Origin of the sequence: Streptomyces yaizuensis (genome assembly GCF_034961445.1) — a bacterium.
Lineage (GTDB): Bacteria > Actinomycetota > Actinomycetes > Streptomycetales > Streptomycetaceae > Streptomyces > Streptomyces yaizuensis.
Genome location: NZ_BSBI01000002.1, coordinates 938,406 through 963,958, shown reverse-complemented (window position 1 = coordinate 963,958; position 25,553 = coordinate 938,406). Strand labels below are relative to the sequence as shown.

Annotated in this window: 21 protein-coding genes; 2 read left to right on the top strand and 19 right to left on the bottom strand. The window is 72.1% G+C overall.

Annotation, left to right across the window (positions count from 1 at the left end):
- Window positions 1-10: 10 nt before the first annotated feature.
- Window positions 11-1,195, top strand: coding sequence for a mechanosensitive ion channel family protein (locus SYYSPA8_RS08005; protein WP_323446258.1), 1,185 nt, complete (start codon window positions 11-13; stop codon window positions 1,193-1,195).
- Between the two features lie 24 nt (window positions 1,196-1,219).
- Here SYYSPA8_RS08005 and SYYSPA8_RS08000 read toward each other — a convergent pair whose 3' ends face one another.
- The 6 genes from SYYSPA8_RS08000 to SYYSPA8_RS07975 form a co-directional block, all read right to left on the bottom strand.
- Window positions 1,220-1,972, bottom strand: coding sequence for an SDR family NAD(P)-dependent oxidoreductase (locus SYYSPA8_RS08000; RefSeq protein WP_323446257.1), 753 nt, complete (start codon window positions 1,970-1,972; stop codon window positions 1,220-1,222).
- Window positions 1,973-2,000: 28 nt separating this feature from the next.
- Window positions 2,001-3,587 carry a Na+/H+ antiporter gene (locus tag SYYSPA8_RS07995; protein WP_323446256.1) on the bottom strand — a complete coding sequence of 529 codons (1,587 nt, stop codon included), beginning with the start codon at window positions 3,585-3,587 and terminating at the stop codon, window positions 2,001-2,003.
- Window positions 3,588-3,734: 147 nt separating this feature from the next.
- Window positions 3,735-4,220 carry a GNAT family N-acetyltransferase gene (locus tag SYYSPA8_RS07990; RefSeq protein WP_323446347.1) on the bottom strand — a complete coding sequence of 162 codons (486 nt, stop codon included), beginning with the start codon at window positions 4,218-4,220 and terminating at the stop codon, window positions 3,735-3,737.
- A 71-nt stretch (window positions 4,221-4,291) separates the two neighbouring features.
- Window positions 4,292-5,233: an RluA family pseudouridine synthase gene (locus SYYSPA8_RS07985; RefSeq protein WP_323446255.1), complete on the bottom strand. Its 942-nt coding sequence runs from the start codon at window positions 5,231-5,233 to the stop codon at window positions 4,292-4,294.
- Between the two features lie 100 nt (window positions 5,234-5,333).
- Window positions 5,334-5,900 (bottom strand): signal peptidase II, encoded by a 567-nt coding sequence (gene lspA, locus SYYSPA8_RS07980; RefSeq protein ID WP_323446254.1) that lies wholly within the window; start codon window positions 5,898-5,900, stop codon window positions 5,334-5,336.
- Between the two features lie 60 nt (window positions 5,901-5,960).
- The gene (locus SYYSPA8_RS07975; protein ID WP_323446253.1) at window positions 5,961-6,890 is read right to left on the bottom strand and encodes a TraR/DksA family transcriptional regulator; all 930 of its coding nucleotides are present in this window, start codon (window positions 6,888-6,890) and stop codon (window positions 5,961-5,963) included.
- Between the two features lie 589 nt (window positions 6,891-7,479).
- Between SYYSPA8_RS07975 and ileS the strand changes: the two genes are divergently transcribed.
- Entirely contained in the window at window positions 7,480-10,623 is a 3,144-nt protein-coding gene (gene ileS / locus SYYSPA8_RS07970) for an isoleucine--tRNA ligase (protein WP_323446252.1), read from the top strand.
- Window positions 10,624-11,024: 401 nt separating this feature from the next.
- On the opposite strand, the gene SYYSPA8_RS07965 is transcribed toward ileS, so the two are convergent.
- The 13 genes from SYYSPA8_RS07965 to SYYSPA8_RS07905 form a co-directional block, all read right to left on the bottom strand.
- On the bottom strand, window positions 11,025-12,131 hold the full coding sequence (locus tag SYYSPA8_RS07965) for a DivIVA domain-containing protein (RefSeq protein ID WP_323446251.1): 1,107 nt from the start codon (window positions 12,129-12,131) through the stop codon (window positions 11,025-11,027).
- A gap of 67 nt (window positions 12,132-12,198) precedes the next feature.
- The gene (locus SYYSPA8_RS07960) at window positions 12,199-12,486 is read right to left on the bottom strand and encodes a YggT family protein (protein WP_323446250.1); all 288 of its coding nucleotides are present in this window, start codon (window positions 12,484-12,486) and stop codon (window positions 12,199-12,201) included.
- 106 nt (window positions 12,487-12,592) lie between these two features.
- Window positions 12,593-13,210 (bottom strand): cell division protein SepF, encoded by a 618-nt coding sequence (locus tag SYYSPA8_RS07955; RefSeq protein ID WP_323446249.1) that lies wholly within the window; start codon window positions 13,208-13,210, stop codon window positions 12,593-12,595.
- Window positions 13,211-13,350: 140 nt separating this feature from the next.
- Window positions 13,351-14,094 (bottom strand): YggS family pyridoxal phosphate-dependent enzyme, encoded by a 744-nt coding sequence (locus SYYSPA8_RS07950; RefSeq protein ID WP_323446248.1) that lies wholly within the window; start codon window positions 14,092-14,094, stop codon window positions 13,351-13,353.
- Complete coding sequence (gene pgeF / locus SYYSPA8_RS07945; RefSeq protein WP_323446247.1) at window positions 14,091-14,876, bottom strand: peptidoglycan editing factor PgeF; 786 nt, start codon at window positions 14,874-14,876, stop codon at window positions 14,091-14,093. Before pgeF ends, SYYSPA8_RS07950 begins: the two co-directional genes overlap by 4 nt.
- Window positions 14,873-16,084: a cell division protein FtsZ gene (gene ftsZ, locus SYYSPA8_RS07940; RefSeq protein WP_323446246.1), complete on the bottom strand. Its 1,212-nt coding sequence runs from the start codon at window positions 16,082-16,084 to the stop codon at window positions 14,873-14,875. Before ftsZ ends, pgeF begins: the two co-directional genes overlap by 4 nt.
- Window positions 16,085-16,359: 275 nt before the next feature.
- Window positions 16,360-17,169, bottom strand: a complete 810-nt coding sequence (locus SYYSPA8_RS07935; protein ID WP_323446245.1) for a cell division protein FtsQ/DivIB — start codon at window positions 17,167-17,169, stop codon at window positions 16,360-16,362.
- 105 nt (window positions 17,170-17,274) lie between these two features.
- Window positions 17,275-18,363: an undecaprenyldiphospho-muramoylpentapeptide beta-N-acetylglucosaminyltransferase gene (gene murG / locus SYYSPA8_RS07930; protein ID WP_323446244.1), complete on the bottom strand. Its 1,089-nt coding sequence runs from the start codon at window positions 18,361-18,363 to the stop codon at window positions 17,275-17,277.
- Between the two features lie 6 nt (window positions 18,364-18,369).
- The gene (gene ftsW / locus SYYSPA8_RS07925; protein WP_323446243.1) at window positions 18,370-19,740 is read right to left on the bottom strand and encodes a putative lipid II flippase FtsW; all 1,371 of its coding nucleotides are present in this window, start codon (window positions 19,738-19,740) and stop codon (window positions 18,370-18,372) included.
- A 91-nt stretch (window positions 19,741-19,831) separates the two neighbouring features.
- Entirely contained in the window at window positions 19,832-21,250 is a 1,419-nt protein-coding gene (gene murD, locus SYYSPA8_RS07920) for a UDP-N-acetylmuramoyl-L-alanine--D-glutamate ligase (RefSeq protein ID WP_323446242.1), read from the bottom strand.
- On the bottom strand, window positions 21,247-22,317 hold the full coding sequence (gene mraY, locus SYYSPA8_RS07915) for a phospho-N-acetylmuramoyl-pentapeptide-transferase (RefSeq protein WP_323446241.1): 1,071 nt from the start codon (window positions 22,315-22,317) through the stop codon (window positions 21,247-21,249). The genes murD and mraY overlap by 4 nt, the downstream gene beginning before the upstream one ends.
- On the bottom strand, window positions 22,314-23,750 hold the full coding sequence (locus SYYSPA8_RS07910) for a UDP-N-acetylmuramoyl-tripeptide--D-alanyl-D-alanine ligase (protein ID WP_323446240.1): 1,437 nt from the start codon (window positions 23,748-23,750) through the stop codon (window positions 22,314-22,316). Before SYYSPA8_RS07910 ends, mraY begins: the two co-directional genes overlap by 4 nt.
- 4 nt (window positions 23,751-23,754) lie before the next feature.
- The gene (locus SYYSPA8_RS07905; RefSeq protein WP_323446239.1) at window positions 23,755-25,443 is read right to left on the bottom strand and encodes a UDP-N-acetylmuramoyl-L-alanyl-D-glutamate--2,6-diaminopimelate ligase; all 1,689 of its coding nucleotides are present in this window, start codon (window positions 25,441-25,443) and stop codon (window positions 23,755-23,757) included.
- Between the last annotated feature and the right edge of the window lie 110 nt (window positions 25,444-25,553).

The window sequence follows — 25,553 nt, the reverse complement described above, 5'->3', positions numbered from 1 at the left end:
CGTGCGGAACATGGAGAACGTACTGCGCCCCCTGATCGTCCTGGGCGGATCCGCCGTCGTCCCGCTGCTCGCGGGATGGCTCGCCGATCTGCTGCTCCGCCGGGCCGGGGCCCGGCATCCCGAGACCCCGCTGTGGAATCTGCTGCGCCGCGCCCGGGTCCCCCTCCAGGTGGTGCTGGGCACCGCCGTGCTGGCGGCGAGCTGGCCGCAGGCCCGCGTCGCGAGCCTGGCGGAGCACCGCGCGGGGCTCGACCGGCTGCTGACCCTGGTACTGATCGGCGCCTCGGCCTGGCTGGTGGTGCGGATCGCGGCGGCCGTCGTGGAGTCGGTGTACGCGCGGTACGCGGCGGCCACCCGCGATCCCGCCCGGGTGCGCCGGGTCCGGACCCAGGTCACCCTGATCCAGCGGGTGGTCGTCGCGGTCGTCGGCGTGGTGGCCGCCGCCGCGATGCTGCTGACCTTTCCCGCGATGAAGACCGTGGGCACGTCGGTGCTGGCCTCGGCCGGTGTGCTGGGCATCGTCGCCGGTGTCGCCGCCCAGTCCACCCTGGGCAATCTCTTCGCCGGGCTCCAGATCGCGTTCGGCGACATGGTGCGGATCGGCGACACGGTGGTGGTGGACGGCGAGTGGGGCACCGTCGAGGAGATCACCCTGACCTTCCTGACCGTGCGGACCTGGGACGAGCGCCGGATCACCATGCCGGTGTCGTACTTCACGGGCAAGCCGTTCGAGAACTGGTCGCGCGGCGGGGTGCGGATGACGGGGAGCGTCCTGTTCCATCTGGATCACGCGGCTCCGGTGGCGGCGCTGCGGGAGCGGCTGCGGGAGGTCCTGGCCGAGTGCCCCGAGTGGGACGGCCGGGACTTCTCGCTGGCGGTCACGGACACCACGCCGACGACGGTCCTGGTGCGGGCGGTGGTCACCGCGAAGGACGCGGACGATCTGTGGACCGTGCGGTGCGCGGTGCGCGAGCGGCTGATCGCCTGGGTGGGCGAGCACCATCCGTACGCGCTGCCGAGGGTGGCGACGGCCCCGGCGCCCGGTGCTCCGGCGGAGGCGGAGGCGGAGGCGGAGGCGGAGGCGGAGGCGGAGGCGGAGGCGGAGGCGGAGGCGAAGGCGGAGGCACAGGAGGACAAGTCCGTTCCGGTCCCGGCGCCCCGGACCGGCGACAAGCCCCGGACCGGCCGGGGCTGAGCGGGGACGATCCCCACGGAGGTCTCAGTGGCCGTGTTCCGCTCCGCCGTTGACCTGGATCACCTGGGCGGTGATGTGCCCGGCGGCCGGGGAGGCCAGCCAGTGGAGGGCCTGCGCGACATCGCCGGGCCGCCCGATCCGCCCGGTCGCGGTCTCGGCGATCCGCTCCCGCAGCCGTTCGGCGGGGAAGGGCTCGCCGCCGAAGAACCCGGTCTCCTCGACCAGCCCGGGGGCGACGACGTTCACGGTGATCCCGCGCGGCCCCAGCTCCCGGGCGAGCCGGAAGGCGTACGGGTGGAGCGCGGCCTTGGCCGCCCCGTACCCGGGGGCCGTGCCGGAGCCCCGGTAGGCGGCGATGGAGCCGAGGAAGAGCACCCGCCCGCCGGGTGTCGCGAGATGGTCCCGCAGGGCCTCGGTGAGCAGCACGGCGGTGAGGACATTGAGCCGGAACGTCGTGGTCCATTCATGGGCGGCGGCCGCAAGGGCGTCGAGATGGGCCACGGGCGGCTCCAGGGCGCCGTTGCCGCCGGCGCCGAGGACCAGGACGTCGACGGCCCCGTACTCCTGCCCGATGGCGGCGGCCACCCGGCGGACGTCCCCCGGCCGGCTGAGGTCCCCGGCGTGGTGTGCGGCGCCGGGGATCCCTTCGGCGGCCCGTGCCAGCACCGGTTCGCGGCGGCCGAGCAGGACCACCCGGTCACCGTCGGCGGCGAACGCCCGTGCCGCCGCCAGGCCGATGCCCGTCCCCCCACCGCTGATCACCACGGTGCGTGTCATGTCCGGATCGTACGACGACGGGGGAGTGTCAGCGCAGGCTGCGTACGTCCAGTTGCCGCAGTACGCGGTCGACCACCTCGGGGTCCGTGCCGGGCTCGCTGCGGGCCGACAGCACCTCGTGCCGGGCGGCCGACAGCATCTCGCGCTGGATCCGGCGGAAGGTCCGCGCCCGCTCGGCCCGGTGGGAGTACCACTCGCGGCGGTCCTCGTCCACGATGGCGGGGCTGATCCGCGCCCCGATCTCGTACACCCCTCTCAGCAGGCGTTCGCCCAGGTCGTCGGGGAGTTCCTCGACCTCCTCGATCTCCCGGAGCCGGTGCCGGGCGGCGCGCGCGGCCCGCAGCGCGAGCCGGTGTTCCAGTTCGCGTTCGGCGCCGGCGTCGGCCCGTACGCCGAGCCGCCGCACGAGGGCGGGCAGGGTGAGCCCCTGGAGGACGAGGGTGGCCAGGATGACGACGAAGGCGATGAACAGGATCTCGTCCCGGCCGGGGAAGGGTTCGCCGCTGTCCGTGTGCAGCGGGATGGCGAGCGCGAGGGAGACGGAGGCGACCCCCCGCATCCCCGACCACCACATGACGACGGTCTCCCGCCAGCTGACGGGGATGTCCTCGTCGTAGTCCCGGCGCCGGTGCAGGCGCTGGGCCAGCCAGGTGGCGGGGAGCAGCCAGAACAGCCGGACCACCACGACCACGACGGTGATCAGGGCGCCCCAGGCGAGGAGCCGGCTCATCCGGCCGTCGACGGTGTCCAGGACGGTCCGCAGCTCCAGTCCGATGAGTCCGAAGGCGACGCCGGTGACGAGGGTGTCGACGATCTGCCAGAAGGTGGTGCCGGCGAGGCGGCCCAGGACGTCGTCGGGGTCCACGGCGTGTTCGGCGAGGAAGAGCGCGACGGTGAGGACGGCGAGGACGCCGGATCCGTGCAGTTCCTCGGCGAGGACATAGGCGACGTAGGGGACCATCAGCGAGAGCCCGACCTGGAGGGTGGCGTCGCCGAGGCGGCTCAGCAGCTGGTCGGAGATCCAGCCGAGGGCCAGTCCGACGGCGACGGCGACGGACGCCGACAGGACGAACTGGGTGGCGGCACCGGGCCAGGAGAAGGTGCCGCTGACCACGGCGGCGATGGCGATGTGGTAGACGACGATCGCCGTGACGTCGTTGAAGAGTCCCTCGCCCTCCAGGATGGAGACGAGCCGGCGGGGCAGTCCGAGCCGTCCGGCCACGGCGGTCGCGGCGATCGGGTCGGGTGGTGCGACGAGCGCGCCGAGGGCGACGGCGGCGGCGAGCGGCAGCCCGGGGACGACGGCCTGGGCGACGGACGCGACCGCCGCCGTGGTGACGAGGACCAGCGCGACGGCGAGCAGCAGGATCGGCCGGACGTTGGCCGTGAACTGGCGCCAGGAGGTGCGCTGGACCGCCGCGTACAGCAGGGGCGGCAGCACCAGCGGCAGGATGAACTCGGGCGGGATCTCGACGGTGGGGGTGAACGGGAGGAACGCGACCGCCGCGCCGACCAGCGTCATCAGCACCGGCGCCGGCAGGTCGATCCGTTCGGCGAGGGGCACCGTGACGACGGCTCCGAACAGCAGCGCGAGGAGCAGCGCCAACTGGTCCACGGGCGCCCTCCGGGGATGCCGAGCCACACGGTCCGTGGGTCAGCCTGCCACGCAGGGGGGCGCTATGCCCGGATTGCCCCTGCCGGGTCCTGGAGCCGGATCCCGGAGGCGCGCGTGACGGTAGGTGCGCGTTACGGGAGGTGCGCGTTACGGGAGGGCGCGCCGCATCGCCCGGTGCGGGATGTCCACGTGCACCAGCTCGGGCCCGTACGCGGTGTAGCCCAGCCGCTCGTAGAAGGCGAGGGCCTGGGTCTGCGCATGCAGGTCCAGCGCGGTCAGCCCCCGCTCGCGGGCGGCGGACTCGATCGCGCGGACGAGGGCCGCGCCGACCCCGAGGCCGCGGGCCGCGCCGGTGACGGCGAGCCGCCCCAGGACCCCCACGGCCGGGTCGCCGCCGGTCAGCGCCGCCACGACGGGCCCGTGCAGCAGCCGCCCGGTGCCCACCGGGGTGCCGTCGGCGCGGACCGCGAGCACATGGACGGTGGCGGCGTCCGGGGCGTCGTGCTCGTCGTACTCCAGCTCCCCGGGGACCTTCTGCTCCCGTATGAAGACGTCCGCGCGGACGTCGAAGCAGGCGGAACGGTCCGCCTCGCCCACGGCGACGCGGACGGTGTACGGGGCGGGGCCGCCGATCGTCGTGGAGCCCTGGCCGGTGGCGGAGCCGTCGGTGGCGGAGCCGTCACCGACGGCCGTGGAGCCGGTCGTCACCGGCTCTCCTCGGCGATCTTCTCCAGCGCGAGCCGCAGATCGTCGGGGTAGGCGCTCTCGAACTCCACCCAGCTGCCGTCCGAGGGGTGCTCGAAGCCGAGGCGCACCGCGTGCAGCCACTGCCGGGTCAGCTGGAGCCGCTTGGCCATCGTCGGGTCGGCGCCGTAGGTCAGGTCGCCCACGCAGGGGTGGCGGTGGGCCGCCATGTGCACCCGGATCTGGTGGGTGCGCCCGGTCTCCAGCTTGATGTCGAGCAGCGAGGCGGCGCGGAACGCCTCCATCAGGTCGTAGTGGGTGACCGAGGGCTTGCCCTCGGCGGTCACGGCCCACTTGTAGTCGTGGTTCGGGTGGCGGCCGATCGGGGCGTCGATGGTCCCGCTCATCGGGTCCGGGTGGCCCTGCACCAGGGCGTGGTAGCGCTTGTCCACCGTCCGCTCCCGGAACTGCTGCTTCAGCAGGGTGTACGCGCGCTCCGACTTGGCGACGACCATCAGCCCGGAGGTGCCGACATCGAGCCGGTGCACGATCCCCTGCCGCTCGGCCGCGCCGGAGGTGGAGATCCGGTACCCGGCGGCGGCGAGGCCGCCGATCACGGTGGTGCCGGTCCAGCCGGGGCTGGGGTGCGCGGCCACGCCGACGGGCTTGACGATCACGACGATGTCGTCGTCGTCGTGGATGATCTCCATGCCCTCGACGGGCTCGGCGACGATCTGGACGGGCGCCGCGGCCCGCGGCATCTCGACCTCCAGGCAGGCACCGCCGTGGACCCGCTCGGACTTCCCCACGGCAGCGCCGTCGACCAGCACCTTCCCGGCGGCGGCCAGCTCGGCGGCCTTGGTGCGGGAGAACCCGAACATGCGGGAGATGGCGGCGTCGACGCGCTCGCCCTCAAGGCCATCGGGTACGGGCAGGGTGCGGATCTCGGGAAGGGTGCTCACCCGTCGAGTATGCCTTGTCCGGGCAGACCGCCGGTCCGGACCCGGGGCCTGCCATGATCACGCGGCCGGTCCGGGCGGCGGCTCCCCGGGGCGGGCGCCGTCAGTCCTTGTGGACCGTGCCGTCCGGGTCGAGACCCTTGAAGGACAGGATCACGATCAGCACGCCACCGCAGACGATCGCGGTGTCGGCGAGGTTGAAGACCGCGAAGTTCGCGGGGGCGATGAAGTCGACCACCGCGCCCTTGAAGACGCCGGGGGCCCGGAAGATCCGGTCGGTGAGATTGCCGAGGGCACCGCCCAGGAGCAGCCCGAGCGCGATGGCCCAGGGCAGGCTGTAGAGCTTGCGCGCCAGCCGGACGATCACGACGATCACCACGGTGGCGATGGCGGTGAAGATCACGGTGAACGCCTCGCCGATGCCGAACGCCGCGCCCGCGTTCCGTACCGCCTCGAAGCGGAGCAGGTCGCCGATGACCTCGATGGGCTCGTGGTGCTCCAGCTTCGCCACCACGAGCATCTTCGTCACGAGATCGATCAGATAGGCGACCGCCGCGACCGAGAACAGGACGGCGATCCGGCGCCTGCCCCGGGGCTGCTCGGCGGCGGCCGCGGCCTCGTCGGCCTCTGCTGGATCCGGCGTACCGATGATGCGCTCCGCCTCTGCCACGTGAGTCCCTCAAACCTAGGTGCCTGACTGACCACGAGGGTACGACACACACCTGCGGACTCAGCCTCGGCGTTCCTGCTTCTGCTTGCACTCCACACAGAGCGTGGCGCGCGGAAATGCCTGCATACGGGCCTTTCCGATGGGCTTGCCGCAGTTCTCGCAGACGCCGTAGGTGCCGGCGTCCAGCCGCTGGAGGGCCCGCTCGGTCTGTTCCAGCATCTCGCGGGCGTTGGCGGCGAGCGCCAGCTCGTGCTCGCGGGTGATGTTCTTGCTGCCGGTGTCGGCGTCGTCACCGCCCGAGCCGCCGCCGGAGTCCCGCATCAGCCCGGCGAGGGCCGCCTCGGAGGCCGCCAGCTCGGCGTTGAGCCGGGCGATGTCCGATTCCAGCTCGGTACGGGCCTCGGCGACCTCGGCGGCGGTCCAGGGGTCCTCGCCGGGGCGGACCGCCAGCTCACCGGGGGTCCCGGCGGCCGCCGTGCGGGCCGTGGGCACCGCCGCGCCGTCGTCGGCGGCCACAGAATTCTTCGCTCCCACCGTCCGTGCTCCTGTCTGCTTCGCGGCCTTCGCCGCCCCCTTGGCCGCGGGTGCGGCCCTGTGCGCGGCCTCACCGGCCGCGGTGCTGCCGGCCGCCTTCTTCGCCGGGGCGGCCTTCTTCGCGACGGCTTTCCTGGCAGCGGCCTTCTTCGCCGGAGCCTGCCCGGCCCCGGTTTCCTCCGCCGCGGTTTTCTCCGCCGCGGTCTTCCTGGCTGCCGTCTTCTTGGCCGCGGCCTTCTTCGCCGGAACCTTCTGGGCCGCGGTCTTCTTCGCCGCGGTTTTCTTGGCTGCGGTTCTCTTGGCTGCGGTTTTCTTCGCTGCGGCCTTCTTCGCGGGTGCCTCCGCCGCGGCTTCTTCCGGCGCCTGCGAGGCGGCGGCGCCCTCGCGGACCACGGCCTCCCCGGCGGCGGATTCCGTGGACGCCTGATCGCTCTCGGCGGTCTTCTTCGCCACCATGGCCGCGGCCCCTTCACATATTGTGATCTTGCTCGCGATTCGTGGTGGGACGATAAATCGACCCAGGCCCGGCGGCAAACGGGGCAGACCGCCTCCGCGGGCCCGCCCCGGCCTCGGTGGAACGGACCTGCAACCGTTGTGCCCAGCTCCCCGCCGGGTAATCCGTCCCCCGCCGGGCCCCTGGACCGTACCGGCGCGCATCTGGCCATTCGGGTCATACGGCCGCCCCCTTCCCCCCTCCCCGCGCGACCCGCCGGAGCGCCGTCCCCGCCCCGCCCCCGAGGCCGGGAATACTCGGTCCCAGGAGAGCCGTCCGGGCCCTTACACTGGGCGGAGCGAAAGGCTTGGATGGGGACGAGTAGCGTCGTACGCAGCCATGAGCGACCCGGGGACGGTGCGAGCCCGGGGGCGAGCGCGAAGTGAAGAATCACCCCGGAGCCGCCGGAAGAAAGCCATCGGGCGAGTAGAACCGGCTTCGCGACCCCAATGAGGGGGCGGCGCGCCCTGCGCCGCCAAGGAGGGTGGTACCGCGGGAGCAGCAGGCTCTCGTCCCTCCGACGGAAGAGAAGCTGTCCGCCGGAGGAGTTCCATGACACCCCCGCAGTACCGTCAGGTGCCCGCCCAGGTCGACCTGCCCGCGCTGGAGCACGCCGTGCTCGACTTCTGGCGCGAGAACAAGGTCTTCGCCAAGAGCGTCACCCAGTCCGAGGGCCGGCCCGAGTGGGTCTTCTACGAGGGCCCGCCGACCGCCAACGGCATGCCCGGCGCCCACCACATCGAGGCCCGGGTCTTCAAGGACGTCTTCCCCCGCTTCCGCACCATGCGCGGCTACCACGTGGCCCGCAAGGCGGGCTGGGACTGCCACGGCCTGCCCGTGGAGCTGGCCGTCGAGAAGGAGCTGGGCTTCTCCGGCAAGAAGGACATCGAGGCGTACGGCATCGCCGAGTTCAACGCCAAGTGCCGTGAGTCGGTGACCCGCCACACGGACGCCTTCGCCGAGCTGACCGACCGGATGGGCTACTGGGTCGACCTGGACGACGCCTACCGGACGATGGAGCCCGAGTACATCGACTCCGTCTGGTGGTCGCTGAAGGAGATCTTCAACAAGGGGCTGCTGGTCCAGGACCACCGCGTCTCCCCCTGGTGCCCCCGCTGCGGCACCGGCCTGTCCGACCACGAGCTGGCCCAGGGGTACGAGACCGTCGTCGACCCCTCGGTCTTCGTCCGCTTCCCGCTGACCTCCGGCCCGCTCGCGGGCGAGGCGGCGCTGCTGGTGTGGACGACGACCCCGTGGACCCTGGTCTCCAACACCGCCGTGGCCGCCCACCCGGACGTCACCTATGTGGTCGCCACCGACGGCACCGAGAAGCTGGTCGTCGCCGAACCGCTGGTGGAGAAGGCCCTCGGCGAAGGCTGGGAGGTCACCGGGGAGCGCTTCACCGGCGCCGAGATGGAGCGCTGGACCTACGAGCGCCCCTTCGACCTGGTCGAGTTCCCCGCCGAGGCCCACTTCGTGGTCAACGCGGAGTATGTGACCACCGAGGACGGCACCGGTCTGGTGCACCAGTCCCCCGCCTTCGGCGAGGACGACCTCCTGGTCTGCCGCGCCTACGGGCTGCCCGTGGTCAACCCGGTCCGCCCGGACGGCACCTTCGAGGAGGGCCTGCCGCTGGTCGGCGGCGTCTTCTTCAAGAAGGCCGACGAGGCGCTGACCGCCGACCTCCAGGCCCGCGGCCTGCTCTTCCAGCACATCCCGTACGAGCACAGCTACCCGCACTGCTGGCGCTGCCACACCGCGCTGCTGTACTACGCCCAGCCGTCCTGGTACATCCGCACCACCGCGGTCAAGGACCGGCTGATCGAGGAGAACGAGGGCACCAACTGGTTCCCCGACTCCGTCAAGCACGGCCGGTTCGGCGACTGGCTCAACAACAACGTCGACTGGGCGCTCTCCCGCAACCGCTACTGGGGCACCCCGCTGCCGATCTGGCGCTGCGAGGACAACCACCTCACCTGCGTCGGCTCCCGCGCCGAGCTGTCGGAGCTGACCGGCAGCGACCAGTCGGCGCTCGACCCGCACCGGCCCTTCATCGACGATGTCGTCTTCGACTGCCCGCACGAGGGCTGCGCGCTGAGCGCCGTCCGTGTGCCGGAGGTCATCGACGCCTGGTACGACTCGGGCTCGATGCCGTTCGCGCAGTACGGCTACCCGTACAAGAACAAGGAGCTGTTCGAGAAGCGCTACCCGGCGCAGTTCATCTCCGAGGCCATCGACCAGACCCGGGGCTGGTTCTACACCCTGATGGCCGTGGGCACCCTGGTCTTCGACAAGTCCTCCTACGAGAACGTCGTCTGCCTGGGCCACATCCTCGCCGAGGACGGCCGGAAGATGTCCAAGCACCTGGGCAACATCCTTCAGCCGATCCCGCTGATGGACCAGCACGGCGCGGACGCCGTCCGCTGGTTCATGGCGGCCGGCGGCTCGCCCTGGTCGGCGCGGCGGGTGGGCCACGGCACCATCCAGGAAGTCGTCCGCAAGACGCTGCTGACCTACTGGAACACGGTGGCGTTCCAGGCGCTGTACGCCCGGACCTCCGGCTGGACCCCGTCCGCGGCCGACCCGGCGCCGGCGGACCGCACCATCCTGGACCGCTGGCTCCTCGGCGAGCTGAACACGCTCGTGGACCAGGTCACGCAGGCCATGGAGAAGTACGACACCCAGCGCGCGGGCAAGCTGCTCTCGTCCTTCGTGGACGACCTGTCCAACTGGTACGTGCGCCGCTCCCGGCGCCGTTTCTGGCAGGGCGACAAGGCCGCGCTGCGCACGCTGCACGAGGTCGTCGAGACCGTGACCCGGCTGATGGCCCCGCTCACCCCCTTCATCACCGAGCGGGTCTGGCAGGACCTGGTGGTCCCGGTGACCCCGGACGCGCCGGAGTCGGTGCACCTGTCGACCTGGCCCGAGTCCGACCCCTCCGCCATCGACACCGAGCTGTCGCGGCAGATGACCCTGGTGCGCCGGCTGGTCGAACTGGGCCGGGCGACCCGCGCCGAGTCGGGCGTCAAGACACGTCAGCCGCTCTCCCGCGCCCTGGTCGCGGCGTCCGGCTTCGATCACCTCTCGCCGGAGCTGCACGCCCAGATCACCGAGGAGCTGAACGTCTCCTCGCTGGCCTCGCTCTCCGAGGTGGGCGGCTCGCTGGTGGACACCACCGCCAAGGCCAACTTCCGGGCGCTGGGCAAGCGGTTCGGCAAGGGCGTCCAGGCCGTGGCCAAGGCGGTCGCCGAAGCGGACGCCGCCGCGCTCTCCCTGGCCCTGCGCCAGGGCACGGCCTCGGTCGAGGTCGAGGGCGAGAGCGTCACGCTCGCCCCGGACGAGGTCATCATCACCGAGACCCCGCGCGAGGGCTGGTCGGTGGCGTCGGACTCGGGCGCCACGGTCGCACTGGACCTGGAGATCACGCCCGAGCTGCGCCTCGCCGGACTGGCGCGGGACGCGATCCGGCTGATCCAGGAGGCCCGGAAGAACAGCGGCCTCGATGTCGCCGACCGGATCGCCGTGGTGTGGGGGTCGGACGACCCGGCCACGGGTGAGGCACTGACGGAGCACACCACGCTGATCGCCGACGAGGTCCTCGCGACGGAGTTCACCCGTTCGACTCCGGACGACACGTTCGGACCGGCCTTCACGGACGAGTCCCTGGCGCTCACCTTCCACCTGCGCAAGGTCTGATCATCATCCCCCCGACAGGGGGTCGGCCCCACCTCCGGGACCGACCCCCTGTCCCCCTTTTGCCACACCAAGAACACCCGAACAGCCGCCTCCTCTTTTGCAGGCTCGGTTCGCCTCCGGGGTGCTAGTGCGCGTGTCGACGGTCGATCGTGCTCGACCGCTCGTTCCTCACGGCCTCCGCGCGTTCTCCCTTTCGACACCCGCGGCACCCCTTCGGCTCACTCGCGCAGGGCGCAGGCCAGGGCCGAGGCGATCGCCCAGTACGGGCCCGCCCTCTGTGGCAACCAGGTCCGGGCAACAAGGACGACAGCCAAGAACGACGATGGGCCGGGCCCAGGACTCTCGTCCCGGCCCGGCCCATCACCGCTGCCGACGGCTACGCGCTCACGGCGCGTCGCGCCTCAGTTGTCGTCCTCGTCGATCAGGAATCCCCGCATCGGCGCGGGCGCCTGCTGCATCGGCTGCGGCGCCTGCGGCCGCACCGGTGCCATCGGCTGGGTCATCGCCGGGGACATCTGCTGCTGCCCGCCGTACGAAGGAGCCCCGCCCATCGGAGGGTTGCCGCCCATGGGCTGGCCCATCGCGGGGGCGCCGCCCATGGAGTGGCCCATCGCCGGAGCACCGGCCGACGCCATCGACGGCGACGGCGGCAGCGAGGCCGCCGACGGCGCGCGCGGCGGCGCCAGCGAGTCGTCGGCCTGGGTCTCCAGCTGACGCAGCTGGCTCTCCAGGTACGACTTCAGACGGGTGCGGTACTCACGCTCGAAGCCCCGCAGGTCCTCGACCTTGCGCTCCAGCGTCGCCCGCGCGGACTCCAGGGAGCCCATGGCGACGCGGTGCTTCTCCTGCGCGTCCCGCTCCAGCGCGTCGGCCTTGGCGCGGGCGTCCCGCTCCAGGCCCTCGGCGCGCGAACGGGCCTCGCCGACAATCTTGTTGGCCTCGGAACGGGCCTCGGCGATCGCCTGGTCGGCGGTCTGCTGGGCCAGCGAGAGGACACGGGCCGCGCTGTCGCCGCCGGGGCCCTGAGCGGGCTGCGGCATCTGCGGGCCACCATGACCGGGGTGACCGCCCATGGGCGCACCCTGCATCGGACCGCCGTGGCCGCCCATGGGGCCACCCTGCATCGGACCACCGGGACCCATCGGGCCACCGTGGCTGGGACCGGCCGGCAGCTGAGGCGCTCCACCCGGCAGCTGGGGGGGACCCATCTGCGGAGGCTGCTGCTGGACCGGCGGGCCCGATATGGCGGCGGGTACCGGGGCCCCCGGGGCACCCCGGCCGTCCTGCGGCTCCGGGGGCTTGCGCATCCCCTGCTGCTGCTGGTTCTGTGCGGCCGCGCGAGTCGCCGCCGCCAGCTTGGCGCGGAGGTCCTCGTTCTCCCGGAGCAACCGGGTCAATTCGCCTTCGACCTCGTCAAGAAAGGCATCGACCTCGTCCTCGTCATAGCCTTCTCGGAGGCGGACGGTCGTGAACTGCTTGTTCCGCACGTCCTCGGGGGTCAGCGGCATCTCTTCTTCACCTCTACGTAGTCGTCGGCAGTCGGCAAGACCGTATCGTCCACTCCTACCCTTCTCATCACGCGAAACGACCCACGATGCTGAGCAGGATCCAAACGATGATCATCAGAACGAAGAAGGACAGGTCCAGTGCCACGCCCCCGAGACGCAACGGCGGGATGAACCGCCGGAGGAGCTTGAGCGGTGGATCGGTGACAGTGTAGGTGGCCTCCAGGAGGACCACCATCGCCTTGCCGGGTTGCCATGAACGGGCGAACTGGAAGACGTAGTCCATGACGAGCCGGAAGAAGAGCACGACGAGGAAACACAACAGCGCGATATAGACCACCTGTAGTGCGACGCTCATCCTGCGCTTCCCTCTCCCCTGTCACGTCCACGGCCTGGCCCCCAACGGGCCGGCGGGCGTGTCGTTGTCCTGTGCGCGCACTCACGTGCCCGCGGTACTGCTCTTCTCAGCTCTGGTTGAAGAAACCGCCCTCTGCGATACGGGCCTTGTCCTCCGCCGTGACATCGACGTTAGCAGGAGACAGCAGGAACACCTTCTGTGTCACGCGCTCAATGCTGCCATGGAGACCGAAGACGAGTCCCGCAGCGAAGTCGACAAGTCGCTTCGCGTCGGTGTCGTCCATCTCCGTGAGATTCATGATCACCGGAGTGCCCTCGCGGAAGTGTTCCCCGATGGTACGGGCCTCGTTGTAGGTCCGCGGGTGCAACGTGGTGATGCGGTACGGCTCCCGCTCGGACACGACCTTGGGCATGATCACCGGTGAGTTCTTCTCCAGGCTGGGACGTTCAGGTGTGATGGATGCCACGGGGGCGATTCGCGCAGGACGCCCGTTTTCTGCGGGTAGCGAAGTCGGCAGCGGCAACGGGTCGCGCTGCGGCGGAGGCTGGACCGCGCGCACCGGTTCCTCACGCTCCACGGGGTGCGCCGGCGGGTGCCGGCGGTGCTCCCGTTCGGGCTCCGGCTCGGGCTCGAAGTCGTCGTCGGGGTCGAAGCCCCTGCCGTCGTACCCATCGTCCTCCACGAGGCCGAGGTAGACCGCCATCTTGCGCATCGCGCCGGCCATGCTCTGAGTCCTCCGCTCTGTGGTGGATCGCACTGTTCGCCTATGTCGCACAGCCACCAAGTGCCCGCGATCCACTGGGTCTGCCCGCTTTGCTGCGGGAATGACCATATTTTCTGCTGTGGTCCGACTTCCTGGCGACGTTACCCGAGCCGGGGACGGACTCCGAGTACCGCCGTACCGACGCGTACATGTGTCGCCCCGGCCGCCACGGCCTCTTCGAGGTCCGCACTCATCCCCGCCGACACCATGTTCGCAGCAGGATGCCGCACGCGCAGGCCGGATGAGATTTCCAGCAGCCGCCCGAACGCGGCCCGTTGCCGCCCCGCATAGGCTCCGGCCAGCGGCGCGACCGTCATCAGACCGTCGAGCCGCAACCCCTGGGACGCTTCGACGGCGGCGGCCAGTTCCGCGACGCCGTCCGGCGCGACCCCGCCGCGCTCCCCGCGTGCGCCGGCGTCCGCGTCCAGCGCCACCTGGATCAGGCACCCCACCTCGCGGCCCGCGCGGACCGCCCCGGCGGAGAGCGCCGTGACCAGCTTCATACGGTCGACGGACTGCACCACATCGGCATAACCCAGTACAGAACGGACCTTATTCGTCTGGAGCTGGCCGACGAAGTGCCAGCGGAGGTCCAGGTCCGCGCAGGCGGCGGCCTTGGGGGCGGCGTCCTGGTCACGGTTCTCGGCGACATTCCTCACACCGAGTTCATGCAGAAGGCGGACATCGCTCGCGGGGTAGGTCTTGGTGACCACGATCAGGGTCACCTCGTCCCGGGCGCGGCCGGCGGCGGCACAGGCGGCGGCGATACGTTCCTCCACCTTCGCCAGATTTTCGGCGAGTTCGGCCCGGCGTGCCGGGTCCGGAAGGTCGTGGCGCTCCGTCATGCTGCTGTCTCTCCTGCCGGGGAAGCGGCGTCCGCCTCTCCGCGGAGCGGCTCCATCCAGACATATCCGGCGAGCCGCCCGGTGGTGCGGTCGCGGCGGTACGAGTAGTGGTCCGGGGATTCCCGCGTGCACACGGGCGAGGCGGCGGCGTCCGTCACCCCGGCGGCGGCGAGCTGGGCGAGCACGCCCCGGGTGACGTCGACGGCCGGGGTGCCCGCGCGGGTCGTCGCCCATGCGGCCGGTTCCACCGCGGCCACCTCGGCCCGCATCTCCTCGGGCACTTCGTAGCAGAGGCCGCAGACGGCGGGGCCGGTGCGGGCGGTGATCCGCTCGGGCCGGGCCCCCAGCTCCACCATGGCCGCGACCGTCGCGGGGACCACGCCCGCGACCAGCCCGGGGCGGCCGGCGTGGGCCGCGCCCACGACGGCGGCGACCGGGTCGGCGAGCAGGACGGGGACGCAGTCGGCGGTCAGGACGGCGAGGGCGAGTCCGCGCCGGGCGGTCACCACCCCGTCGACCGCCGGTACGGGCCCCTCGCCCCAGGGCCCTTCGGCCACGACGACGTCCCGGCCGTGCACCTGGTTCATCCAGACCACCAGCGCGGGGTCCAGGCCCAGGGCCTTCGCCGCGATCTCCCGGTTGGTCCGGACGGCTCCGGGGTCGTCGCCGACCGCCCCGCCGAGATTCAGCTCCTCGTACGGAACGGCGCTCACCCCGCCCCACCGGTCGGTGAAGGCGAAGTGCGCGCCGTTCGCGTGTATCGCGTCGTGCCCCACGGTCACTTCAGGAAGTCCGGGACATCCAGCTCCTCGGCCGAGGTGTCCGGGTAGGGACGGGCCTGCGGGACCTGCGGAGTGTGGGACGGGCCGTGGTCGTGCACGGAGGGGGCCGGCTCGGCCGGGGGCTCCTCGCGCACGGGTACGGACCCCAGTGAACCGAGCGAGCCGACCGAGCGGGCCGGGGGCTCGGGGCGCTGCGCCGGGGGCTGCGGCTCCTCGCGCTTGCCCGCCGAGCCGAGGACGGTGTCCCGGCGGGCGGGCGGCTGGCCGCCGTCGAACCCGGCGGCGATGACGGTGACCCGGACCTCGTCGCCGAGGGCGTCGTCGATGACGGCACCGAAGATGATGTTCGCCTCGGGGTGGGCCGCCTCGCTGACCAGCTGGGCCGCCTCGTTGATCTCGAAGAGACCGAGGTCGGAGCCGCCGGAGATGGAGAGCAGCACCCCGCGGGCGCCGTCGATGGACGCCTCCAGCAGCGGGGAGGAGATCGCCATCTCGGCCGCGGCCACCGCGCGGTCGTCGCCGCGGGCCGAGCCGATGCCCATGAGCGCGGAGCCGGCCTCGGACATCACGGACTTCACATCGGCGAAGTCCAGGTTGATCAGGCCGGGCGTGGTGATGAGGTCGGTGATGCCCTGGACGCCCGAGAGCAGCACCTGGTCGGCGGACTTGAACGCGTCGAGCACGCTGACCTGGCGGTCCGAGATGGACAGCAGCCGGTCGTTGGGGATGACGATGAGGGTGTCGACCTCTTCGCGCAGCTCGGCGATGCCGTCCTCGGCCTGGTTGGCGCGGCGGCGGCCCTCGAAGGTGAAGGGGCGGGTCACCACGCCGATGGTGAGCGCGCCCAGGGAGCGCGCGATGTTGGCGACGACGGGGGCGCCGCCGGTGCCGGTGCCGCCGCCCTCGCCGGCGGTCACGAAGACCATGTCGGCCCCCTTGAGGACCTCCTCGATCTCCTCGCGGTGGTCCTCGGCCGCCTTGCGGCCGACGGCGGGGTTGGCGCCGGCGCCGAGACCCCGGGTCAGTTCCCGGCCGACGTCGAGCTTGACGTCGGCGTCGCTCATCAACAACGCCTGAGCGTCGGTGTTGATGGCGATGAACTCGACGCCCTTGAGACCGACCTCGATCATTCGGTTGATGGCATTGACACCACCGCCGCCGACACCGATGACCTTGATGACTGCGAGGTAGTTCTGCGGTGCTGCCACGTCGAAGGCCTCTCGCCTCGAAATACGTGCCGTCGCCGCGCGTTGCCCGCGCGGTCGCGGCTGATGCCGATGGGGCGGTCCGAATTGCCGACCCGAACCCTAACGTTGAAGTTTAGGGTTACCAGTGCGTCTGTTCGCTGGACTCCCCGAACAGGACACTAAGTCGACAAGCGGGGCGCGTTCAATGAACACGCCGAACCTCCCGTTTTTCTTTTCACCCTATGTGATCAGCCGTTGCGCTGACCAGCCAGGGCCCCGAGAGACGCGTTACGGCGTCAACTCGCGGACACCGCGGGGGCGGTGGGAGCGCTCACATCGAAGTGACGGGCCCGTGGAGCGGCTTTCAGCAGCGCGGTGAGGGCGCGCGCCTTCGCCTCGCCCTCCTCCGGGCTCCCCCACACCACCCTGCGCTCCCCCGTCAACTCCAGGACCATGTCGTCATATGAACGCACTACGAGCGTGCGCAGGTCGGCCACGACCTTCCCGGGCAGCCCCTCCCGGACCCGGACCGCCTCCCGCGTCAGGCGCGCCAAGGGGAAACGGCGCAGACTGGGGGAGCGCTCGACGGCGAGTTCCAGCCGGGGTACGCCCCGGACCGGCCGGTCCACCGTCGCGAAACGGACACCGTCGTCGTCCACTTCGACATAGCGCCTCCCCTGAACGAGCTGGAGCACCGGTTGACGCTCGGTCACCTCCAGGGTGACGCCCCGGGGCCAGGAGCGGGAGACCTCCACCGTGTCGGCGCGCGGCAGCCGCCGCAGGATCCGTTCCTCGACGGCGTCGGTGTCCAGGGAGACGAGCGGTTCGCCGACGGGCACCTCGGCCGCGCGGACGACCTGGGCGGTCGTCAGCACATCCGTACCGGAGGCCCGGACGCTCTCCACCCGCAGCCAGGACGAGCCGTAGAGCAGCCAGCCGGCCCCGGCGGCGAGCGCGGCGGCGGCCAGTGCGATCAGCAGACCGCGGCGGCCGGGGCGGAAGCGGAACCGGCCCCCGGCGGGCGGGGCCGGCGGTGGGCCGGACTCCTGCCGCGGGCGGCGCGGGGTGCCGCGAGCACCGCGTTCGGCGGTGGTGGGTCCGGCCACGCTCCGGTCTCCTTCCGGCCAGTGCCCGGGGCCGGGCGGCCCCGGGCCGGGCGGATCTCCCGCCTGACGGTTCGCACGCTGGGGGTACCGCGGGAACGCGGGACCCTACCGGCGTGCGGCGATCGCGTCGTACACCATGCCGACGAGCAGATGGTCGGCGTCCCGGCGGCCGAACTCGGCGGCGGAGCGGGACATCTCGTACAGCCGGTGCGGATCGGCCAGCACCGGAAGGACGTTCTCCTGCACCCACTGGGCCGTCAGCTCGGAGTCGTCCACGAGGAGTCCGCCGCCCGCCTTGACCACCGGCTGGGCGTTGAGCCGCTGTTCGCCGTTGCCGATGGGCAGCGGTACGTACGCGGCGGGCAGGCCGACCGCCGACAGCTCGGCCACGGTCATCGCGCCCGCGCGGCAGAGCATCATGTCGGCCGCCGCATACGCGAGGTCCATCCGGTCCACATACGGAACCGGGATGTACGGCGGCATTCCGGGCATGTTCTCCACATACGGCAGCTCGTTCTTGGGGCCGACCGCGTGCAGGATCTGGATGCCGGAGCGCTGGAGGGCCGGGGCGGCCTGCTGGATGACCTCGTTCAGCCGCCGGGCGCCCTGGGAGCCGCCGGAGACGAGCAGGGTCGGCAGCTGGGGGTCGAGCCCGAAGGCCTCGCGCGCCTCGGGGCGGACCCTGGCCCGGTCCAGCGTGGCGATGGAGTACCGCAGCGGGATGCCGATGTAGCGGGCGCCCCGCAGCTTGCTGTCGGGGGTGGCGACGCCGACGCCGGCCGCGTACCGGGAACCGATCTTGTTGGCGAGGCCGGGCCGGGCGTTGGCCTCGTGGACCACGATCGGCACCCCGAGCCGCTTGGCCGCGAGATAGCCGGGGAGCGCCACATAGCCGCCGAAGCCGACGACGCAGTCGGCCTTGGTCCGCTCCAGTACCTGCTCGGCCGCCTTGATGGTGCCGCGCAGCCGGCCGGGGACGGTGATCAGCTCCGGGGTCGGCCTGCGGGGCAGCGGCACGGCGGGGATGAGCGCCAGCTCGTAGCCCCGCTCGGGGACGAGCCGGGTCTCCAGTCCGCGCTCCGTGCCCAGGGCAGTGATCCCCACGGTCGGGTCCTGCCTGCGCAGGGCGTCCGCGAGGGCGAGCGCCGGCTCGATGTGGCCGGCGGTCCCCCCGCCGGCGAGTACGACATGCACCGAAATTCACCGCTCTCCGGACGGACGCTTCACGACGCGCCGTCTCATCGACTTCCATCTCACCCCTGGCCGACGCATGGCCAGGGCCGCCTTCGCGGCGGGTTCCTCTCGCGCGAAGGCGATCAGCAGCCCGATAGCGAACATGGTCGGCAGCAGGGCCGACCCTCCGTAGGAGAACAGCGGCAGGGGAACACCGGCGATCGGCAGCAGTCCGAGCACCGCACCGATGTTGACCATGGCCTGGGCCATGATCCAGGTGGTCACGCCTCCCGCCGCGTACCTGACGAAGTGGTCCTCCGTGCGTCCGGCCACGCGGATACCCGCATAGCCTAGAGCCGCGAACAGGCCGAGGACCGACAGTGTCCCCGCCAGGCCCAGTTCCTCCCCGGCGATGGCGAAGATGAAGTCGGTATGCGATTCGGGCAGTTGACCCCATTTTTCCACACTCGCACCGAGCCCGGAACCGAACCATCCGCCGGAGGCCAGCGCATAGAGTCCATGGACCGCCTGCCAGCACTGGCCCTGGGGCCCCAGATCCTCGGCGCCCACGCAGAACAGCCGGGACATCCGATTCTCACTCGTACGAATCAGCATAAAGCCGACCAGACCGGCGATGCCCAGGACGCCGGCGAAGAGCCTCGTCGGGGCACCGGCCAGCCAGAGCAGGCCGAACAGGATGGCGGTGAGGATGATCGACGTACCCATGTCCCCGCCCAGCATGATCAGACCGAGCAGGGTGAAGCCGACCGGGACCAGCGGGACCAGTATGTGCTTCCACTGGTTCAGCAGCCGCTTCTCCTGTTTGCGGGCGAGCAGGTCCGCGCCCCACAGGATCAGCGCCAGCTTGCCGAACTCACTGGGCTGGAGCTGGAAGGGGCCGCCGAGCGAGAGCCAGTTCTGATTGCCGCCGACGGACTCCCCTATCCCCGGGACCTGCACCAGCGCCATCAGGAAGACGGTGACGATCAGCAGCGGATAGGCCAGCGCCCGGTGCAGCCGGGAGGAGGTCCGGGCCGCGATCACCAGCAGGACGGTGCCGATGACCGCCGCCAGGAACTGTTTGCGGAAGAAATAGGTGCTCGGCAGCGAGAGCGAGAGCGCCTTGATCATCGAGGCCGAGTAGACCATCACCAGACCGAGCACGGTGATCAGCAGGGCGCTGCCGATGATGACGTAGTACGCGGTGAGCGGACGGTCCCAGGCCCTGCGGACCCGCTCGTACAGCCGGCGGGGCGCACCGCCGCGCGGGGGGCCGGTGGTGGCCCCGGTGCTCCGCGGCCGTGGCCCGGGGCCATGCGGGGGCCCGGGCGCCCGTCCGCCGCGCCGGCCGGGGCCGGCGGGGCGGCGGGGCCCCGCGGTGGTGTCGTCGGCCGGCATGGGCGCTGTCCCCTCCAGTCGTGCCTGGCGCGCGCCGCCGTGCGCCCCGGAGGTTCCCGGGACGCACGGCACGGCGCGGAGCCCGGGCCGGTCAGGCGCCCTCGGCGGCGAGCGCTCGGACCGCGTCGGCGAACGCCTCGCCCCGCTTGTTGTAGTTGACGAACATGTCCATCGAGGCACACGCCGGGGCGAGCAGCACCGTGTCCCCGGGCCGGGCGAGCCGGGCCGCCTCCCGGACCGCCGCCGGCATCGCCCCAGTGTCGGTCCGGTCGAGGTCCACGACCGGGACCTCGGGGGCGTGTCGTGCCAGGGCTTCCCGGATCAGCGCGCGATCCGCCCCGATGAGCACGGCCGCGCGCAGCCGCCCGGCCGATTGTCCGACGAGTTCGTCGAAGGTGGCGCCCTTCGCCAGGCCGCCGGCGATCCATACGATCGGATCGTAGGCCGCGAGCGAGGCGGCGGCGGCGTGGGTGTTCGTGGCCTTGGAGTCGTCCACGTACGCCACACCGGCCACATCGGCGACCTTCTCGATCCGGTGCGGATCGGGCCGGAAGGCCCGCAGGCCGTCCCGGACGGCGGTCGCGGAGACGCCGTAGGCGCGGGCGAGGGCCGCCGCCGCGAGGGCGTTGGCGATGTTGTGCGGGGCAGGCGGGTCGATGTCGGCGACCTCGGCCAGCTCCTGGGCCTGCTGGTGACGCTTCTCCACGAAGGCGCGGTCGACGAGGATGCCGTCGACCACACCCAGCTGGGAGGGGCCGGGGGTGCCCAGGGTGAAGCCGACGGCCCGGCAGCCCTCCACCACGTCCGCCTCGCGCACCAGGTCCTCGGTGGCCGGGTCGGCGGCGTTGTAGACGCAGGCGACGGTGTTGCCCTCGTAGATCCGGCCCTTGTCGGCGGCGTACGCCTCCATCGAGCCGTGCCAGTCCAGGTGGTCCGGCGCCAGATTGAGGACGGCGGCGGAGTGGGCGCGCAGCGAGGGCGCCCAGTGCAGCTGGTAGCTGGACAGCTCCACGGCGAGTACGTCGTACTCCTGCTCGCCGAGGACGGCGTCCAGGAGGGAGACGCCGATGTTGCCGACGGCGGCCGTGCGCAGGCCCGCCGCCTGAAGGATCGAGGCGAGCATGCGGACCGTGGTGGTCTTGCCGTTGGTGCCGGTGACCGCGAGCCAGGGGGCGGCGCCGGGGCCGCGCAGCCGCCAGGCCAGCTCGACATCGCCCCAGATCTCCGCGCCCGCCTCGGCGGCGGCCAGGAAGAGGGGCTTGTCGGGGCGCCAGCCGGGGGCGGTGACGACCAGCTCGGTGCCCTCGGGGAGGGTGTCGCCGTCGCCGAGGCGGACGGTGATCCCGAGGGCCTCCAGCTCGGCGGCCTGGGCCCGGGAGCGCTCGTCGGCACCGTCGTTGACGACGGTGACGCGCGCTCCGAGCCCGTGCAGGACCCGGGCCGCCGGCATGCCGGAGACCCCGAGTCCGGCGACGGTGACCCGTCGGCCCTGCCACTGCTCCGTGCTCACTTGGCGGCCGCCCACCCTGCGTAGAAGATGCCGAGGCCCACGATGACGCACATGCCCTGGATGATCCAGAACCGGACCACCACCAGGACCTCGGACCACCCCTTGAGTTCGAAGTGGTGCTGGAGCGGGGCCATTCTGAAGACGCGCTTGCCGGTCAGGCGGAACGAGCCGACCTGGATCACCACGGACATGGTGATCAGGACGAAGAGTCCGCCGAGGACGGCGAGGAGCAGTTCGGTGCGGGAGCAGATGGCGAGACCCGCCAGCGCGCCGCCGAGGGCGAGCGAGCCGGTGTCACCCATGAAGATCTTGGCGGGCGAGGTGTTCCACCACAGGAAGCCGAAGCAGGCTCCCATCAGGGCGGAGGCGACGACCGCGAGGTCGAGCGGGTCGCGTACCTCGAAACAGGCCGCCGGGTTGATCAGGTCGCCCGCGCTGGCGCAGGACTCCTGGAACTGCCACAGGCCGATGAAGGTGTACGCGCCGAAGACCATCACGGAGGCGCCGGTTGCCAGGCCGTCCAGACCGTCGGTGAGGTTCACGCCGTTGGACATGGCCAGGATCATGAAGAGCGCCCAGACCACGAAGAGCACCGGGCCGATGGTCCAGCCGAAGTCGCTGACGAACGAGAGCTTCATGGACGCGGGGGTGTTGCCGCGGTTGTCGGCGAACTGGAGCGCCAGCAGCGCGAAGGTGATGCCGACGATCAGCTGTCCCGCCATCTTCGCCTTGGCCCGCAGGCCCAGCGACCGCTGCTTGACGATCTTGATGTAGTCGTCCAGGAAGCCGACCAGGCCCATGCCGGTCATCAGGAAGAGGACCAGCAGTCCGGAGACCGTGGGCGTCTCGCCGTTGATCAGCTTGGCGCAGGCGTACGCGATCAGGGTGGCGAGGATGAAGGAGATACCGCCCATGGTGGGCGTCCCCTTCTTGCTGCCGTGGGTGCGCGGGCCGTCGTCCCGGATGAACTGGCCATACCCCTTGCGGGCCAGCAACTTGATCAGCAGCGGGGTGCCGATGAGGGTCAGGAAGAGGCCGATGGCCCCCGCGAACAGGATCTGCCTCATCGACCGGCACCCTGCCCATCGGTGGCGGCAGCGGGGTCGAGCAGCGCCTGAGCGACCCGTTCGAGCCCGACCGATCTCGATGCCTTCACCAGTACGACGTCTCCCGGACGCAGTTCACTGCGCAACAGGTCGATCGCCGCCCGCGCGTCGGACACGTGCACCGACTCCTCACCCCACGAACCCTCGTTATATGCGCCCAGTTGCAGCCAGGAGGCTTCCCTGCCCCCGACCGCGACGAGCTTGCTGACGTTGAGCCGGACGGCGAGCCGTCCGACGGCGTCGTGCTCGGCGAGCGCTTCGTCACCGAGTTCGGCCATCAGGCCGAGCACCGCCCACGTCCGTCCCCCCCGGGACCGCGCGCCCTGGCCCATCGCGGCCAGCGCGCGCAGCGCCGCCCGCATGGATTCGGGGTTCGCGTTGTAGGCGTCGTTGACGATCGTCACGCCGTCCGGACGCTCGGTGACCTCCATGCGCCAGCGGGAGAGGGTGCCGGCCTCGGAGAGCGCGAGGGCGATCTCGTCGACGGGCATGCCCAGCTCATGGGCGACGGCGGCCGCGGCGAGCGCGTTCGACACGTGGTGCTCACCGTACAGCCGCATGGTCACATCGCTGCACCCGGTGGGGGTGTGAAGCGTGAAGGCGGGCTGTCCTTGCGGGGTGAGCCGGACATTCGCGGCACGGACGGCGGCGCTCTCGTGCTCGCCGAAGAGGACCACCCGCGCGCGGGTGCGCGAGGCCATGGCCCGTACGAGGGGGTCGTCGGCGTTGAGGACGGCCACTCCGCCCTCGTCGGCCGGCGGCAGGGCCTCCACCAGCTCGCCCTTGGCCAGGGCGATCCGGTCCCGGCCGCCGAACTCGCCGACGTGGGCGGTGCCGACGTTGAGGACGAGTCCCACGCGCGGCGGCACCAGGCCGGTCAGATAGCGGATGTCGCCGACGTACCGGGCGCCCATCTCCAGCACCAGGTGCCGGGTGTCCGCGTCGGCCCGCAGCGCGGTGAGCGGCAGCCCGATCTCGTTGTTGAGGTTGCCCTCCGGGTAGACGGTGGGCCCCTGACGCCGGAGCAGCTGGGCGATCAGGTCCTTGGTGCTGGTCTTCCCGGCGGAGCCGGTGAGCGCGACGGTCGTGGTGCCGAGGCGTTCCACGACATGGCGGGCGAGCGCGCCGAGGGCCGCCGTGACGTCGGGGACGACGACAGCGGGCACCCCGACGGGCCGGGTGGCGAGTACGGCCACCGCCCCGTCGGCGACGGCGCGTTCCGCGTAGTCGTGCCCGTCGGCGTGTTCGCCGGCGAAGGCGGTGAAGAGGGCGCCGGGCCGCACCTGGCGGGAGTCGGTGACGACGGGCCCGGTGACGAGGAGGTCCGGGTCCGGTATGTCGTACGACTGCCCGCCGACGATGGCGGCGATCTCGGCGAGGGAGAGGGCGATCACTTGGTCATCCCCGGGGGTTTCGGTGGCTGTCGGCGCGGGAGGCACGGATGGCCTCCCGCAGTACCTGGCGGTCGTCGAAGGGGCGGACGACTCCGGCGATGTCCTGGCCCAGCTCATGGCCCTTGCCCGCGATCAGCACGGTGTCCCCGGGCTCGGCGCGGGCGACGGCCGTGGCGATGGCGGCGGCCCGGTCGGCGTCGACCAGGACCTGGCCGCGCTCGTGGGCGGGGACCTCCGCGGCTCCGGCGAGCATGGCCGCGAGGATCGCGAGCGGGTCCTCGGAACGGGGGTTGTCCGAGGTCAGGACGGCGGTGTCGGCGAGGCGTGCGGCCGCGGCGCCCATGGGGCCGCGCTTGGTGGTGTCGCGGTCGCCGCCGCAGCCGAGGACGATGTGGAGCCGGCCCTCGGTGACCTTGCGCAGGGAGCGCAGCACGGAGTCGACCGCGTCGGTCTTGTGGGCGTAGTCGACCACGGCGAGGTAGGGCTGGCCCTCGTCCACGCGCTCCAGGCGGCCCGGGACGCCGGGGACGGCGGCGATGCCGTCGGCGGCGGTCTGCGGGTCGATCCCGGCGGCGGCGAGGGCGACGACGGCGGCGAGGGTGTTGGCCACGTTGAACGGGCCGGGCAGCGGGGCGCGCGCGCTCACGCGGACGCCCGCGGGCCCGGCGATGGTCAGCGTGGAGCCCAGCGGGCCGACCTCGACGTCCTCGGCCCGCCAGTCGGCGTCCGGGTGGCCCTCGGCGGAGAACGTGGTGACCGGTACGGTCGCCTCCGCGGCGAGTCTGCGGCCGTACTCGTCGTCCAGGTTGACCACGCCGTGCCGGCTGCGGGCGGGGGTGAAGAGCTGTGCCTTCGCCTGGAAGTAGTCCTCCATGCCGGAGTGGAATTCCATGTGCTCGGGGCTGAGGTTGTTGAAGACGGCGACGTCGAAGACGCAGCCGTCGACGCGGCCGAGGACCAGGGCGTGGCTGGAGACCTCCATGGCGACGGCGTCGACCCCGCGCTCGCCCATGACGGCGAAGAGGGCCTGGAGGTCGGTGGCCTCGGGGGTGGTCCGCTCGGACTTGATCCGCTCGTCGCCGATCCGGGTCTCGACGGTGCCGACCAGGCCGGTTGTGCGGCCGGCGGCGCGCAGGCCGCCCTCCATCAGATAGACGGTGGTGGTCTTGCCCGAGGTGCCCGTGATGCCGATCTGGAGCAGCCGCTCGCCGGGGTGGCCGTAGATCGCGGCGGCGAGTTCGCCCATGCGGGCGCGGGGGTCGCCGGTGACGAGGACGGGCAGGCCGGTCGCGGCGGCGCGGTCGGCACCGGCGGGGTCGGTGAGGATCGCGGCGGCGCCGAGGCCCGCGGCCTGGGCGGTGAAGTCGGCGCCGTGCACGCGGGCGCCGGGGAGGGCCGCGTAGATGTCGCCGGGGCGCACGGCCCGGGAGTCGTGGGTGATGCCGGTGACGTGGATCCGCTCGTCCGCCGCCGGAGCGCTCACCCCCAGACGGGCGGCCAGGTCCCCGAGCGGCGTCGGGTGCGGCCGGGCCGGCCGGGGGGCTCCCGGCTGTCGCCCGGGGGTGTCCTGCGGGGTGGTTCGGTACTGATCAGCGTGTGGCACGGCGGTGAGCGTACCGGGCCCACCCGGCGCGGGGCGAAATGAGGCGGGGGTGGTGTTCTGGTTCCCGGAGTCGGGGGTGATGGTCGTCACTGATGGTTCCTCGGGTCGGTCACGGGCCGGTCTGTCGGCGCGTCGGCGGGCGTCCGGCGGCTCCTTCGGGTGCGGTGGGCGGGTGCCCGGTCTTCGGGCGGGATCCGGCG